Raw genomic sequence first — 14,869 nt, forward strand, 5'->3', positions numbered from 1 at the left:
AGACCTGAAAAAGCGGGACACAGATTTGTGCCCCGCTTCCTTGACTGAATTATAGTCTGTCTCTGTCCTGGCCCGGATAATCAGGATCATTGTCTGATTCTCTGTTCCTTCTTTCACGTTCGCCGTTATCCGTTTCATCGATGTCCACTTCTTCACGGCGGACATCTTCTGAAACATGTTCAGTGTCCTGGACTTTATCTTTTCTGACGACGATTTCCTCATCGACGACACTTTCCTTATCCACATTCACCCGTTCTTCTGAAACCGGGATATGAATCGAGTCTTCATCCGTCAGATTTTCATCCATGCCGCCGGCTCTCCGTTCGCCGTCGACAGGTCTTCTTTCAATTGTGACTTCATCGCGTTCAACCGGTACATCAAATTCCTGACGGTCTGTTTCTACATGTTTATCTACATTGACTTCACCGGTTCTGACATTTTCCTTATCGACTTTCAGACGTTCTTCCCGGAGCTGGAGTCTTTCTTCTTCAGATAGGTCATTCCATTCGTCGTCTGTCATACCATAATTATCGTCCCGTACTTCTTCATCGATGCCATATGCACCTTCACGTTCACCCAGTGCATTTTCACGGTCGGAGTCAGGTACGAACTGGTCACTGCGTCCTGGAGCATCATCCTCAAGTGCCCGATTATCGACATTACTCCGCGCCCTCGTCTCGTCTTCCATATCCACCGGCTGAGTTGTGCCGACACCGTAATTCTCCTGTCCCGGAGCTGCATCTCTATTAACATCCTTGCCAAATTCATCTTTTTCTATCGAACCGTCATTGCCTGCATAAGTCGCCGTGTCCGCTGTCCTGTTGTTCACATAAAGCAGGAAATCTCCTCTGTCGAGTGCACTTCTGTACGTCGCTTCTTCCTCTGCATCAAGTTCAAGCTCTGACATCACCCGGTCTTCAGGCTCGTCTTCCGTGAACCATGAAGCGATCTTGTCCCAGGCACTGCCGTCGGCCGCCTTAAAATTAACTTCTGTATAGTTCAATGAATCTCCTGCAAGTTCTTTGTCTGCAACGACAGTCATCGCGTTTTCCATTACACCTTCCGCTTTCAATTGCTCGATTCTTCTAAGCAGTTCCTCTTCAGCCGCAAATGTTTCAATCTTACGCATAATTAAAACCTCCATTTAATTTCAATCTTTATCCAAACTATTTTTGGTGATTAAATTCATATGCTCGTCCGTTCATGGTGTATGCTCTTCGCATGTATTTAATATCTACCCCTTCATATTATTCATAAACAAAAAATCTCTGAAATTTTATTTACAGCGACATGATAAAGGGTAATGGATGTAATATACATATAGATGAAGGGGATGTTAAAATGACACGGAAAAATACGATGCAATCTGCCGGCAATAAAATTCTTCTGTCCGGTGTACTGATCGGTATCGGCACCATGGCACTCATAGATGAAATCATATTCCACCAGCTGCTGCAGTGGCATCATTTCTTCGATTTCAATACGATGCAGTTCGGCATTTTCTCAGACGGCCTGTTGAACGCATTTGCCCTGTTCGCCATCGTCGCAGGCATTTTCCTTTTTGCGCATGTAACGAAGCTTTACAGCTACTCTCCATTAAGATGGTGGGCAGGGATTTTCACAGGCCTCGGCGCTTTCCAGCTGTTTGACGGCATCGTCAGCCATAAAGTGCTCGGCATCCATCAGATCCGTTACGGTGTGGATATTCTGCCGTACGACATCGCATGGAATGTTTCGGCGGTCCTTCTTCTCATTATCGGCATCGTCATGTGGCTTAAAACAAGAACACACACAGCGCGAAAGGCGGGTGGCTAAAATATGGAGCATTATCATGCGATCCATGAATATTTTCCGCTGATACAAAATACCGTCATCATGCTCGCTGTCCTTTCAATCATCGGCTACATCGGTGCGATGGCGGTTTCAGCACGGAAGTTCACATCATGGCCGGTAAGACGTTTATTATTATGGGTATTGGGGGTTGCGACGGCAGCCGGTGCTTTTGCCGGGCCAATCGGCAATATGTCACATGAGAATTTCATCGCCCATATGGCGGGCCACCTGCTGCTCGGCATGCTTGCGCCGATATTCCTCGCCTGCAGCAAGCCGATGACGCTGCTGCTACGGGCACTGCCTACGGAATATGCCAAAAAGGTGAGCCGTCTGCTCAATACGAATTACGCCAAAATGATCACCAATCCTTTTGTCGCTTCAGTGCTCAACATCGGCGGTCTGTTTCTGATTTATCAGACAGGACTGTATGTTTGGATGCATGTGAGTATTCTGTTATTCATCATTGTCCACCTGCATGTGTTCCTCGCCGGCTACCTGTTTACTATCAGTCTGATCTACGTGGATGTCACTTCTCACAGATATGCCTACTGGTACCGTGCGATTGCGCTTGTCGTCGCCCTCGGATTCCATAAAGCACTGTCGAAGCTCATCTACCAGAGCCCGCCGGCAATGGTGCCGGTGGATGAAGGCCGGTCCGGTGCCATGCTGATGTATTACGGCGGTGATATCGTCGATCTCATACTGATCGTCATCCTCTGTTTCCACTGGTACAAGTCCATAACACCGGAAAAAGCACAGAGCAGGAAAGCCAGTATGCAGAAATGATAAAAACCTGAACAAATGGTGTTCAGGTTTTTTTAGTATGAATTGGGCTTCTATATTATTAAATTGGAGGAATTACAGTTTGAATTTTTCTTTCAAGTAATTGATATCTTCTGCGATTTTGTCCGTGTCGTAGCCGATATCGTAATTATACTCCAACACAAGATCGGCATCCGGCGTATGTTTTTGATGCAGTTTGATGAATTCATCGAAATCCAGTGATCCGTCATTGATTCTATTATGATCGTCATGGAAACCGTCGTTGTTATGGAGGTGGAAATGTGTGATTTTATCAGCCAGGGAAACGATGATATTCTCCATGTCCCAGCCGTTTGCATGGACGTGACCGATATCAATCAGCACGTTATTCTCTTCGATTTTAGCCATGGCGATGAATTCCTCTTCATCAAACAGCATATTTTCCTTGCTTTTGACACCTGCATTTTCAATGAGAATTTCAACATCCGCTTCTTTACAGATTTCATTCAGTTCGTGCAGATTTTTAGTGCTCTGTTCAATCGAATCAGCCTTGTTTTCTTTATTAATTTTCTTGTTGTTATGATGGAATACGAGATGATGGATACCGAGTGCTTTGCACAGTTCCAGCGTCTTATCAATCTGTTTCATAGAGTAATCGTAGCTTTCAGTACCTTTCGTTGCACTGTGTTCAACATTGAAGTACGGTCCGTGCACTGTAAGGTGCCTGTTTTCAATCAATGGTTTAAGTGCTTCGATATCTCTGTTGAACGCCTCGTTCTCCCAATTCGGAAAAATCTCCAGACCGAAATTGATTGCCGTTTCCTTATTCATTACTTCTTCCAAAGGTTTAAGTCCTGATTCGATGAAAGTATTTGTACTCAGTAGAATATTCATGATCACTTCTCCATATATTTATAGTTTAGTTCTGTTTCCTTATTAAAAATGTGCACATGCTTTCTGTCGAACTTGATTCCGATTTCTTTACGGTCTATGACTTCAGGTGCCATGACGACAATTTCTTCATCCGCGATTTTTATCGTATGTGCAACTTCTGCACCGAAATTCTCGGTAAAAATCACTTTGCCTTTAATATCGTAATCGTCATCTGTCGCGAGTTCCATGTTTTCCGGACGGATGCCCAGATACACCTCCGTATTATCCAGATCACCACTGAATGTCGAAACGTCTGATATATCAATATTCTGATCCTCATAATGGAACCTCGAATCTTTGATGATACCGCTCAGAATATTCATGGGCGGAGCACCGATGAATTTTGCCACAAAGATGTTTCTCGGATGGTGATAGACATTTTCCGGGGTATCCACCATCTGGATGGCACCTTTGTTCAACACAACAATCCTGTCTCCCAGCGCCATCGCTTCCACCTGGTCATGCGTCACATAGACGAACGTCTGCTTGAACTCCTTGTGTAATTTGAGAAGTTCACGGCGCGCCGTCACGCGCAGTTTCGCATCCAGGTTGGACAGCGGTTCATCGAGCAGGAAATAATCGGATTTCTTTACGGTCGCTCTTGCCAGAGCGACTCTTTGACGCTGTCCGCCGGAAAGATCTTTCGGCATTCTTTTTCTAAACTGATCGAGCTCCAGCATGCCGAGCACCTTAGTCAGCCTGTCTTGTCTGTCAGACTTATTGATGCCATTTCTTTTCAAAGCATAAGTAATGTTGTTTTCAACGGTCATATGCGGATACAATGCATAGTTTTGGAAAACCATCGCTACATCCCGGTCTCCGGACGGCAGATGTGTCACTTCCCGCTCTCCAAGATGTACCTCACCAGACGTCACCGGTTCAAGGCCGGCAATCATTCTTAAAATCGTCGATTTCCCGCAGCCTGACGGACCGAGGAATATAATTCTTTCACCGGCTTTTATTTCCAGATTCAAATCTTTGATGACTGTCGTGTCACCGTAACTCTTTTCTATATTTTTCAATGTAATATTTTTCATTTATATAAGCGCTCCCTATTTAATACCACTTGAAGAGAAAGTATTAATGATATATCTCTGGAAAACCAGATATAAAATCAATGGTATGGCCATTGTAATCACTGATAAAGCCATGGCGATCGTGAAATTCGTTCCGCCTTCCGAGCTGACGAACAGCTGAAGGGCCAGCGGCAGCGTATAACTATCACGTGACCTCAGCATCAACAGCGGCCATACGTAGTCGTTCCATGCCAGTATAAAAAACCATATAGCTGTAGATGTAATAGCCGGTCTGACGATCGGCAGCACATGGTCCTTCATGATGTTGAATGTCGATATGCCGTCAATCTGCGCCGCTTCAATCAGAGGCTTCGGTATGTTGCGCATCGCCTGGGTCAGCATGAATATGCCGATTGCATCTGCCAGCTGCGGCAGAATGACCCCCCACACACTGTCGATCAAATCAAACTCAGAGATGATCAGGTAGTTCGGTATCATCGTTACCGTGAACGGGATGAATATCGTACTGATCAACAGGAAGTATGTGGCCTTTTTGAATTTGAAATGGAAATAGGTCAATGCAAATGCTGCCAGGAATGATGTGACCATTTTGAATGCAGTGATGACACTCGCTATGATGAACGTGTTCAGTGTAATGCGGAATAAAGGGATCGTATCCTCTAGATCCACATAGTTCTCAAGTGTAAATGGATTCGGTATCAGACTGATCGTCGATGAATATGCATCCGACAGATGTTTGAACGAGTTTGAAACTGCAAAAAGTATCGGATACAGCGCAAGAAGTATGAATACAATGATGATCAGGTGAAATATATACTTGTTAATTTTCATAGTATACATTCCTTTCTACAAACAGGAACTGAAGCGCAAGCAATACTACGAATATGACCAGTGTAATGACGGAACTCGCCGCTGATACACCTGTATTGAACAAGTCGAAAGCTTCCTGATATGAATGATATATTAAGTTGCTGCTTAAATAGTTTGGTCCGCCCTGTGTCACGACACGGATCGGTGTGAAAACATACTGCAGACCCTGGACAATCGTCATAATCAGTATATAAAATCCAGTGGCTGAGCTCATCGGTATGATAATGTCAGTGAAGATTCTGAACTTTGATATTTTATCCAGCTTTGCCGCCTCTATGATTTCATTCGGTATGCCGACGATGCCGGAGTAAAGAACGATAAAGTTATAGCCGAATACCTTCCATGCGACAATGAGACTCAGAACGACGATGACCGTCCCTTCTGTCACTGTCCAGTTCGGTATCGACAGCCCCACCCATCCAAGCACTGTAGCAACAGGTCCGGAAACAGGATTTAAAATCCACAGAAATAACATTGAGCCGACGACCAGTGATATGACTGAAGGCGTGAAAATAGCAGCTTTATAAATCGGTTTCCACCTGTCGATCAGGTGAGAGATGATATATGCGAAAATATAAGTGACCACTGTATTCAGCAGTACGAATAGAATGATGTACTGAAAGGTCTGAAAAATGATTTTCCTGAACGTTTCACTTTGAAAAAGTTCCGTGTAGTTATCAAAACCTACAAATGTTTTCGTAGGAGAAATCATATTCCAGTCAAAAAAACTTAAATAGATAGTATAAATTAACGGGCCGATTGTAAATATCGCCAGTAATATCAATGCCGGTGCTAACAATAAGTAGTTAGTATATTTTTTACCCAACTTTCACACTCGCTTTCAAAAGAATGACAGAAGGCCGAAAATTCCGGCCTTCTGTATGAAGGTTAATCAAGCAATTGATTAATCTCGTCTTCAGTGTTCGTTACAGTCTCTTCAACGTCCACATCGCTGCCGAGTATTACATCTCTCATATCAAGCAGCTTCTGTTCCGCTTCAAGTCCTGCATCTCCAGGGAATGATGCCCATGGTACGACAGAATCCATCTGATCGATAGCCGGCTGCATCATTTCATTTTCCTCAAGGAAATCCTGAAGTCCGTCCGGGTTGTCTGCTACACCTTCACGAGGCGGTACATATCCGGTACCTTTCGTCCACTCGCTGATACCTTCAACACTGTATAAATAGCGCATGAATTCCCATGCTGCTGACTGCTGGTCTTCTTCCTCCGCAGTAATTGCAAGCATTGCACCACCTGCAGGCAGACGTCTCTCTTCACCTTCCCAGCCTGGGGATTCTATCGCACTTATGTTGAATTCAGAGTTGCTTTGAACATTATTTCGTTGTGCTATCGTTGTAAACAGCATGCCGACATTGCCATCGATGAAACTCTGAATACCCTGGTCCCATCCGATGTGTAAAGCTGATTCATCTTCAATGACCAGATCCTGATAATATTCGAACACTTCGATACCTTCTTCTGAAGCAAATGCCGCCTGACCGTCTTCTATGAAGTTCGCACCGTTGCTTTCAACCATCGCCTGCTGGCCCCAAGTATCTGCAGGCTCCTGGATATAGATGCCGTAATTGTCCGTCTCATCTTTAATTGCCTTTGCGTATTCTCTCACTTCTTCCCATGTTTCAGGGCCTGCCGGATCAAGACCCGCTTCTTCAAGCACGTCTTCGTTCAAATAAAGAACTGGCGTACTCAGTGAATATGGTACACCAACCTGGCTGCCTTCCGAGTTCACAGCAAGATCGAGTATGTTCGGTAAAAAGTTTTCTTCAAGAAAATCCGCATCTTCTTCGTGATGCTGTTCAATCACTTCCTGAGGTTCCATGTAATGGAAGTTTTCAGAGAAATAGTCCAAAAATGCCCATCCGACCTGTACGACTGCCGGTGAATTTCCTGCTGCAACATCCGCCTGCAGGTTTGACATCAGTCCTGCATACATATCGGGGTTATACCGCGCAACAACTTCAACCGTATCGCTCTGTGCGTTGAAATCCTCGACCAGCTTGTCCACTGATTCGCCGCCCTGCGTTTCTGCGTTGACATGCCAGTATTCTATCTGTGTCTTTTCACCAGAAGCTTCACCTTCATCACTGCCTTCTTCAGATGAACCTTCGGCACCGCCGCATGCTGCAAGCACCACCGTGATCAGGGTGAGTATCATCATCAAATATATCTTCTTCATTATTTAAGCCTCCACAAAATTTTTATATAAATATTCGTTCAGTTCTTCCAGACTGAAAACCGTCACATCGTTCAGAGCATTCGTATTGTAATGGTTGATATAAATCGTCTTTAATCCGAGTGCCTTCGATGAATCGATATCGTTCGTCAGATTATCGCCGATTTTGTAAATGTTGTGATCAGGATATATTTTCCTGATTTCACTGATATGACTTTCCATATTGAACGGTTTTTTAGCATCGTAAATATGATGGTCAAATATATTGTTCAAATCCAGATACTCGATGAAAGGTGTTGCACTCTCCTCAGGTGAGTTGGTCATCAGAACCATTGGATTTTTCAGCTGTTTAATTGTATGGATCAGCTTGTCATCCACTTCAATCATTTTTTCTTCTACCATCTTCTCCCTGATTTTCAGAAAGACATCAAATTGATAATCGATGGCAATGTCCTGTTTCGATGAAATGAATCTGACAATCTGCCAGACATCTCCGAGGGGCATATCATCCTTATGAAAATGTTCCAATTCTTCAGATGAGAACTCTTCCATTATTGAACGATAGTCGTTTTTCATTTTCTGCTGTATACCGACTTCATCTGTCAGCATCTCTATGTATTCGCCGACAAAATTATCAGTGTGATAAAGTGTACCGTCCATATCAAAAATCAATACATCATTCACCGCAATAATCCTCCAGTAAGATATTAAAGTGCAGTGCTCTATAAAATAATCCTCCTTTCTTCAAAATAAAGAGACCGGTATTGGCAGCATTAACCAATACCGGTCTCTCTAGCGCACCGTTTCCTATTCACTTTTCAATTATAACTATATCAGCGGTTTGTAAATTTACGGTTAATTTATTATAAATCATTGTTAAAGTATTGTTTCCATATCTCAACATTTGAAGTGGAAACCAATGAAGCACCGTCCGACACCGCTTCGTTAAAAACTTTCATATCATCGACCAGACCACCGGCGATAATATCGATATCATGTTCCTTCTTTATCTCCGGAATCAGATAAGAGGTGATGGCCGGCATGATTTCAAGGTAATCAGGCTGCTGTCTCTTCAGTCCATCAAGCACCATTTCCTTCATTCTGTTATCAACGACGAATGATCTCTGTACCACTTTCAAGCCAACATTTTTCGCCTTTTTTATATAACCGGCTTTTGTCGTGACTATGCCGTCCGCGCCTACATTGTTTCTGATGAATTTAAAAGCATAGTCATCCACTTTCAGGCTTTCAATCTTTTCTATGTGGATATAGCATTCAATCCCCTCTTCTTTCAACTGGTCTACAATCATTTTGATATTGCTGATATTGCCGAAAAGAACGAAAACACATGCCAGTTTATCCTTGTACTTCACTGCCTTATCCAACTGCTTGAAATTTGCCACTGCACCGATCATCTTACTTTGCTGGTTCATATGCACGCTCCTAATTTTTTATAGTATGTATATTCTATCATCCGGCATAGGCTTTAACATTAAATATTTCATATGAGGAGATCATCTTTTTATTACGAATCCCGTAATAGTTCTTTATGTCTTTCATGCCTTATGGTATTATTACATTAATGATATCTGAAAATTTAGATATTGTTTGTGCCGGACGTAACCAGCTTTAAAGACGACGCAGAAATATTGAATTAGACGGAACTTCCAGTATTTAAGACTCGAGTACACATTAAACTACTATAAGGGGGGCATGTACTATGAAATCTTTGCTCAGACGTATTAGCATAATGTTTGGTGTTTTATTGTTGACGGTTGTCACTTTGTCACAAGGCTTGTACGCAGCGTCGTTTGAACCGGATTATGGCACAGAGAACAATATCGCTACAGCAAATGATGGGATGGTGGTTTCCGCCCACCCGCTCGCGTCGGAAGTCGGACTCGATATATTGAATGAAGGGGGTAATGCAGTGGATGCTGCGATTGCCATGCAGTACGCGCTGACAGTGACCGAACCGATGATGTCAGGCATCGGGGGCGGCGGCTTCATGATGGTATATGATGCAAACACAGAAGAAACGACGATCATCAACAGCAGGGAGCGCGCACCTGCCGGCGCCGAACCGGATATGTTTTTAAAGGATGACGGTGAAGCGATGGAATTTGAGGACCGCGTCATTCACGGCAACTCGGTCGGTGTTCCGGGGACACCGGCAGGCCTTCAGACCAGTCATGATATGTGGGGTACAATCGCAATGCCTGAGCTGATTGCTCCGGCTATCGCACTTGCAGAAGAAGGTTTCCCGATAGACGACTTCATGGCCTATCAGATCGAAGAAAATGCAGAAAAACTCGAAAGAAGCGCAGCAAGTGAAGTCTTCTTCAATGACGGTGCACCGCTTTCTGAAGGGGATATGCTCGTCCAGGAAGACCTTGCAAATACATTAAGTTTGATCAGTGAGAACGGCACGGATTATTTCTATAATGGTGAAATTGCCGATGCCCTCGCAAATACTGTTCAGGAGTTTGACGGCACGATGACGAAGGAGGATATGCAAGGGTATGATGTGACAGTAGACGAACCGGTCTGGGGCCAGTATAAAGATTACGATATCGCAACGATGCCGCCGCCGAGTTCGGGCGGAATATTCCTCCTTCAGATGCTCGGCATTCTGGATGGCTTCGACTTATCACAATATGATATCCAGTCTGTTGAGAAATACCACCTCTATGCAGAAACGATGCATCTCGCATATGCGGACAGGGCAGAATACGCAGGTGACCCTGAATTCGTCGACGTGCCGATAGAAGGACTCCTTCACCCGGACTATCTTGATGAAAGACGCGATCTGATCAGTCTCGATTCCGTCATCGGAGAACCGGAAGCGGGAGATGTCACGCCTTACCAGGAAGGTTTTGAAAGAAAAGGTGCCGTAGAGCAGCCGGGCGACAAAGTCGACGGCCAGACGACACACTACTCCGTCATTGACCAGTACGTCAACGTGGTATCATACACTACGACGATCGAGCAGGTATTCGGTTCAGGCATCATGGTTCCGGAATATGGATTTATGCTCAACAACGAACTGACGGACTTTGATGCAGAACCCGGCGGTGCGAACGAAGTCCAGCCAAATAAACGCCCGCTCAGCAGCATGACGCCGACCATCGTCTTCAATGACGGACAGCCGGTATTGACCGTCGGCTCACCGGGCGGACAGACGATCATCACATCCGTACTCCAGACGATTTTGAACACGTATGAATATGATCTGCCCCTTGAAGACGCATTGAACGAACCGAGAATATTCACAAACGGACCTGACAACTATTCATATGAAGAAGGCATTTCTGAAGATATTATTTCAGAACTCAACGACATGGGTCACGGATTTACGGAAGAACCTGCACCGATCGGTAACGTGAACAGTATCATGTACAATCAGGAAGACGGCACCTACACAGGCGCAACCGATGAAAACAGAAATGGTGCAGCTTTCGGGTTTGAGATAGAACCGGTCGAGCAGTAAAATAAAGACCACCCTGATGGGTGGTCTTATTTGATTCTGATGTGTTAAATTGATAGTAATAAGAATTACAGATGTCTTTGAAGAGAGGGATTTACTTTTGGAACCTGAAAAGAAGCAGAAGAAAAACCTGAACAGGAGCGGCATAATTGATGCATCCATTGAACTCATATTTGTAGCGGTCAGGTTAGTCGGGCAGTTCATCAGGAATATTTTGAATTAGATTGCCGGTCTGTGGATGGAATTATTTGCATGAAATGCCTAAAAAGTAAAAAGAGGCTGCAAAGCAGCCTCTTTTGTCATTCAAAATATGACAGCAGCACTTTACCCAGGTCATTCAGAAAATGCCTCGCTTCCAGGTTACTGTTCCATTCTGAAGACAGCACTGAAAACTTCACCGTCTTGTCCTTCGACTGGAAGACACCGATATCATGTTCAAGGTTGTTGATGGTGCCTGTCTTGTTGGATACCGTGATATGATCTTCATCTCCGCCGTCATTCAGTGCCCCGCCGACGCGGTCGTTGAACTGTGAATCCCGCATATGCTTCTGCATATCCTCCCGCACTTCCTGAGGTAGGAAATCATTTTCTTCGTAAACAAGATTGAGCGCCGTCATCATATCCTTTGCGGTCGCGATGTTATACATCTTCGATGTATCACCCGACATGTCCATGAAATGGCGCTCCAGCGCCGAGTCATTGATGCCCCACTCTTTGAACCATTCAGCCAATTTATCGAAACCGACATAGTCCATCAGCATATTGGACGCGGTATTATCCGACACAATCATCGCAAGCACGACGACATCTCTCACCGGCAGGACTTCCACATCATTCAGCGAATAAAGGACACCTGATCCATCCACTTTATCCTTCACAATCATGAGATCATTCCTGCCCGCTTCATGCGCCTTTTTCAACGCTGCCAGACAAAGCGGAATTTTGATGACACTCGCCGAACGGTAGATTTTATTTTCCTGATACTGGATCACTTCATCCTCATGCTCGATGACGTAAGAGATATTCTTTGTAGACTGCTGACTTACCAGTTGTTCGATTACTTCTTCAATCATACTTCATCCCCTTAATAATTTTGTCTATTCTAGGATAAACTATCATTTATATATATTCATCTAATTCATTTTTTATAAAGCAGACTTCGGCCGGTAGTATACTATTTACAATCAATATGAATCTTCATGCAAACTTAAAGTTCTCACTATATCAAATCCACCGTATATTTATATTCATCATCAGCCATAAGACTGCTGGTGAACTCAATCACCCGGTCATTTGCGCAGGCAAATCTCTCCAGGTTCATCGCAACTGTATCTTCCGGCTTTTCAAGCAGTGCGGCGTCTTTTTTATTCAGGGAAATTGGATTGAGTGTTTCAAATGCATGGTCGATTTTGACCGAATAATACTGTTCCAGCACTTGATACAATGACAGTTTTCCAAAGTTGAACTTGTCCAGATCCGGCGCGACGGTATAAGGTATAAAACTATATTCCAATAGTAAAGGCCGCCCGTCTGCCATCGTTAATCTCGAAAGTTTATAAATCGGTGTATCGACTGCCAATCCCATTTTTTGTTGTATGTACATATCTGAATTCATGCGTGTCAAGTCCAGCAGTCTCGTCTCAGGATTCTCTACCCCTTCTGTAAACCTGGAGATTATTTCAGGCAGCCGTCCGTATTCAAACGGCAGTATGTAGGTGCCTTTCCCCTGCTTCCTTGCGATGATATTTAAGTCTTCGAGCGTATCCAGTGCCTGTCTGATCGTTATGCGGCTGACACCGAATTCTTCGCACAGTTTTCGTTCCGGCGGCAGTCTGTCTCCGCTCAGATATTTGCCGCTGTCAATCTGATGTCTGATTTCATTCGAAATTTTTGCATATAAATGCGCATCACTCTTCACACCGACACCACCTGTACTTTTTAATTTATAATAAAACCCGCAGTCAGGTTTTAAAAATCCTCGGCTGCGGATTGCTATTATAATGAAATTTTCACTGTATTACTCATTGAATGTAACATTTTCCAGACGCACGTCACCAAGTGCATCGAGTTCGACACCTTCAACCTGTGAAGTATCCACACCGATTGAGAAGTTCGAATGCACGATTGGTGCAATCGGTGCTTCCTCAGTGATGATTTCCTGTGCAGTGGAATAAGCATCTGCACGGGCATCTTCATCAGATTCGGTTCTGCCGTTATCCAGTGCTTCATCCAATTCGTCATTTCCAAAGAAAGAACGGTTGCCGACTGCACCGAAGTTGTCTGAATGGTGAAGTGCATACAGCCCATAGTCAGCATCCGCTGTTACAGTCGTCCAGCCAAGCAGATACATTTCCTGGTCGCCCTGGCCGGTTCTGTCCAGGAACGCGCCCCATTCCATACGTTCAACTGATAAATCAATACCCAGTTCGCTTAAGCTTTCCTGGATATAAAGTGCCGTATCAACGATCATCTGGTCATCTCTCACCCATAGTTCGGCTGAGAATCCGTCAGGATAATCACTTTCAGCAAGTAATTCCTGTGCTCTTTCCATATCAAACTGCTGCCCTTCCAGGCTGTCGTCATAACCCCAGACATCCGGCGGAATCGGGTGTGTTGCAGAAATACCCATTCCTTCATACACACCTTCAACAATTGCTTCTCTGTCAATTGCATGCGCAATCGCCTGTCTGACTTTCACATCATCGAAAGGTTCTTTTTGAACATTGAATCCAAGGTAATCCGTACGCAGTGATTCCTGCTCGATCAGTTCAGTGTTCTCACCTTCTGTAACACGGTTCGCGTTGGAAGCATCAATGTTGTGTGCAACCTGGATGCCGCCTGTTTCAAGCTCGGCAAGTCTTGCACTCACTTCCGGAATGACACGGAATGTAATCGAGTCAAAGTTTCTTTCACCGCCCTGGAAGTCCTCAAACTTCGTCAGAACAGTCTCCTGGCCGGGTTCACGGTTTTCAAGCATGCCGTGGTCCGTACCGTCGGGATTCGAAGCGATGACATTACCGACATTTTCAGAAATCTGATCCATCACTTCTTCATATTCACCGCCGCCTTCTGCACGGAGTTCATAGTACTCATCAGCAGTCATGTCGACGCCCGCTTCATCCAAAGCGTTCTGGTAGTCTTCATCAATTATTGACTTGCTCATGATACCGCCTGTGTTATGCGCCAAATGGCTTGGCAGCGGCGCGAATGGATATTCGGTATGGATGTTGACTTCGTAATCCCCCACGACTTCAACTTCCGTAATCATTTCAAACAGGAATGCCACTTCTGAAGCCACCGCTTCATCGCTCACTCTTTCAAGTGTCGCTTTGACATCTTCGGCAGTAAACTCCTCACCGCTGTGGAATGTCGTGCCTTCTCTCAATTTGAAATTCCAGACGTCTTCTTCAACAGATTCCCACTCTTCAGCAAGTCCCGGCACCAGTTCCATGTCAGTATCCTGGGATACGAGACTTTCGTAAATATTCTGGCGGACCTGTGAAGATGCAGAGTCGTTACTGCCGTGCGGGTCCAGTGATACAGCATCATCCTGCATGGCCACAACAATATCACCGGAAGCTGATTCTTCGGTTGCAGCACCGTCGTCCCCACCGTCTTCTGCAGCCTGCTCATCGACATCAGAATCATCTGCACATGCCGCGAGCACTAAAATCAGCACACCCATCAATGAGAGCATTAAATATTTTCTCATTTGTTTTCCCCCTATATAATTTTTATATATACAGAACTT

At 44.5% G+C, this 14,869-nt stretch carries 15 protein-coding genes; 4 read left to right on the forward strand and 11 right to left on the reverse strand.

Features of this window, described 5'->3' with window-relative positions:
- Positions 1-49: 49 nt before the first annotated feature.
- Positions 50-1,129, reverse strand: coding sequence for a YsnF/AvaK domain-containing protein (locus tag BLR15_RS01835; protein WP_245696476.1), 1,080 nt, complete (start codon positions 1,127-1,129; stop codon positions 50-52).
- Between the two features lie 212 nt (positions 1,130-1,341).
- On the opposite strand from BLR15_RS01835, the gene BLR15_RS01840 reads away from it, so the two are divergent.
- Complete coding sequence (locus BLR15_RS01840; RefSeq protein ID WP_092984098.1) at positions 1,342-1,815, forward strand: DUF2243 domain-containing protein; 474 nt, start codon at positions 1,342-1,344, stop codon at positions 1,813-1,815.
- Between the two features lie 3 nt (positions 1,816-1,818).
- A complete protein-coding gene (locus tag BLR15_RS01845; RefSeq protein ID WP_092984100.1) occupies positions 1,819-2,619 on the forward strand; it encodes a cytochrome c oxidase assembly protein in 801 nt (266 codons plus the stop codon).
- Positions 2,620-2,691: 72 nt separating this feature from the next.
- Here BLR15_RS01845 and BLR15_RS01850 read toward each other — a convergent pair whose 3' ends face one another.
- From BLR15_RS01850 to BLR15_RS01880, 7 genes are all read right to left on the reverse strand, one after another.
- Positions 2,692-3,489 (reverse strand): sugar phosphate isomerase/epimerase family protein, encoded by a 798-nt coding sequence (locus BLR15_RS01850; RefSeq protein ID WP_092984102.1) that lies wholly within the window; start codon positions 3,487-3,489, stop codon positions 2,692-2,694.
- A gap of 2 nt (positions 3,490-3,491) precedes the next feature.
- Entirely contained in the window at positions 3,492-4,565 is a 1,074-nt protein-coding gene (locus BLR15_RS01855) for an ABC transporter ATP-binding protein (protein WP_092984104.1), read from the reverse strand.
- Between the two features lie 15 nt (positions 4,566-4,580).
- Complete coding sequence (locus tag BLR15_RS01860; protein ID WP_092984106.1) at positions 4,581-5,396, reverse strand: carbohydrate ABC transporter permease; 816 nt, start codon at positions 5,394-5,396, stop codon at positions 4,581-4,583.
- Positions 5,386-6,261, reverse strand: a complete 876-nt coding sequence (locus tag BLR15_RS01865) for a carbohydrate ABC transporter permease (protein WP_092984108.1) — start codon at positions 6,259-6,261, stop codon at positions 5,386-5,388. Before BLR15_RS01865 ends, BLR15_RS01860 begins: the two co-directional genes overlap by 11 nt.
- A 62-nt stretch (positions 6,262-6,323) precedes the next feature.
- Positions 6,324-7,634, reverse strand: a complete 1,311-nt coding sequence (locus tag BLR15_RS01870; protein ID WP_092984110.1) for an ABC transporter substrate-binding protein — start codon at positions 7,632-7,634, stop codon at positions 6,324-6,326.
- A 3-nt stretch (positions 7,635-7,637) separates the two neighbouring features.
- Positions 7,638-8,315, reverse strand: coding sequence for an HAD family hydrolase (locus tag BLR15_RS01875; RefSeq protein WP_092984112.1), 678 nt, complete (start codon positions 8,313-8,315; stop codon positions 7,638-7,640).
- Positions 8,316-8,494: 179 nt separating this feature from the next.
- Entirely contained in the window at positions 8,495-9,064 is a 570-nt protein-coding gene (locus tag BLR15_RS01880) for a glycerol-3-phosphate responsive antiterminator (protein ID WP_092984114.1), read from the reverse strand.
- Between the two features lie 287 nt (positions 9,065-9,351).
- Here BLR15_RS01880 and ggt point away from each other — a divergent pair, with 287 nt between their 5' ends.
- Together ggt and BLR15_RS13950 are read left to right on the forward strand one after the other, a co-directional pair.
- Entirely contained in the window at positions 9,352-11,121 is a 1,770-nt protein-coding gene (ggt, locus tag BLR15_RS01885; protein ID WP_092984116.1) for a gamma-glutamyltransferase, read from the forward strand.
- A 49-nt stretch (positions 11,122-11,170) separates the two neighbouring features.
- A complete protein-coding gene (locus BLR15_RS13950; protein WP_176754023.1) occupies positions 11,171-11,341 on the forward strand; it encodes a hypothetical protein in 171 nt (56 codons plus the stop codon).
- A 76-nt stretch (positions 11,342-11,417) separates the two neighbouring features.
- On the opposite strand, the gene BLR15_RS01890 is transcribed toward BLR15_RS13950, so the two are convergent.
- The 3 genes from BLR15_RS01890 to BLR15_RS01900 all read right to left on the reverse strand — a co-directional run bounded on the left by BLR15_RS01890 (position 11,418) and on the right by BLR15_RS01900 (position 14,830).
- The gene (locus tag BLR15_RS01890) at positions 11,418-12,191 is read right to left on the reverse strand and encodes a serine hydrolase (protein WP_092984118.1); all 774 of its coding nucleotides are present in this window, start codon (positions 12,189-12,191) and stop codon (positions 11,418-11,420) included.
- A gap of 146 nt (positions 12,192-12,337) precedes the next feature.
- Entirely contained in the window at positions 12,338-13,036 is a 699-nt protein-coding gene (locus BLR15_RS01895; RefSeq protein ID WP_092984120.1) for a GntR family transcriptional regulator, read from the reverse strand.
- 99 nt (positions 13,037-13,135) lie between these two features.
- A complete protein-coding gene (locus tag BLR15_RS01900; RefSeq protein ID WP_092984122.1) occupies positions 13,136-14,830 on the reverse strand; it encodes a glutathione ABC transporter substrate-binding protein in 1,695 nt (564 codons plus the stop codon).
- Between the last annotated feature and the right edge of the window lie 39 nt (positions 14,831-14,869).

The organism is Lacicoccus qingdaonensis (assembly GCF_900101075.1).
Taxonomy (GTDB): domain Bacteria; phylum Bacillota; class Bacilli; order Staphylococcales; family Salinicoccaceae; genus Lacicoccus; species Lacicoccus qingdaonensis.

What these genes read in the sequence shown, in the direction of transcription:
- BLR15_RS01835 (WP_245696476.1), bottom strand. Translation starts at nt 1,129, where the DNA reads ATGCGTAAGATTGAAACATTTGCGGCTGAAGAGGAACTGCTTAGAAGA.
- BLR15_RS01840 (WP_092984098.1), top strand. Translation starts at nt 1,342, where the DNA reads ATGACACGGAAAAATACGATGCAATCTGCCGGCAATAAAATTCTTCTG.
- BLR15_RS01845 (WP_092984100.1), top strand. Translation starts at nt 1,819, where the DNA reads ATGGAGCATTATCATGCGATCCATGAATATTTTCCGCTGATACAAAAT.
- BLR15_RS01850 (WP_092984102.1), bottom strand. Translation starts at nt 3,489, where the DNA reads ATGAATATTCTACTGAGTACAAATACTTTCATCGAATCAGGACTTAAA.
- BLR15_RS01855 (WP_092984104.1), bottom strand. Translation starts at nt 4,565, where the DNA reads ATGAAAAATATTACATTGAAAAATATAGAAAAGAGTTACGGTGACACG.
- BLR15_RS01860 (WP_092984106.1), bottom strand. Translation starts at nt 5,396, where the DNA reads ATGAAAATTAACAAGTATATATTTCACCTGATCATCATTGTATTCATA.
- BLR15_RS01870 (WP_092984110.1), bottom strand. Translation starts at nt 7,634, where the DNA reads ATGAAGAAGATATATTTGATGATGATACTCACCCTGATCACGGTGGTG.
- BLR15_RS01880 (WP_092984114.1), bottom strand. Translation starts at nt 9,064, where the DNA reads ATGAACCAGCAAAGTAAGATGATCGGTGCAGTGGCAAATTTCAAGCAG.
- ggt (WP_092984116.1), top strand. Translation starts at nt 9,352, where the DNA reads ATGAAATCTTTGCTCAGACGTATTAGCATAATGTTTGGTGTTTTATTG.
- BLR15_RS01890 (WP_092984118.1), bottom strand. Translation starts at nt 12,191, where the DNA reads ATGATTGAAGAAGTAATCGAACAACTGGTAAGTCAGCAGTCTACAAAG.
- BLR15_RS01900 (WP_092984122.1), bottom strand. Translation starts at nt 14,830, where the DNA reads ATGAGAAAATATTTAATGCTCTCATTGATGGGTGTGCTGATTTTAGTG.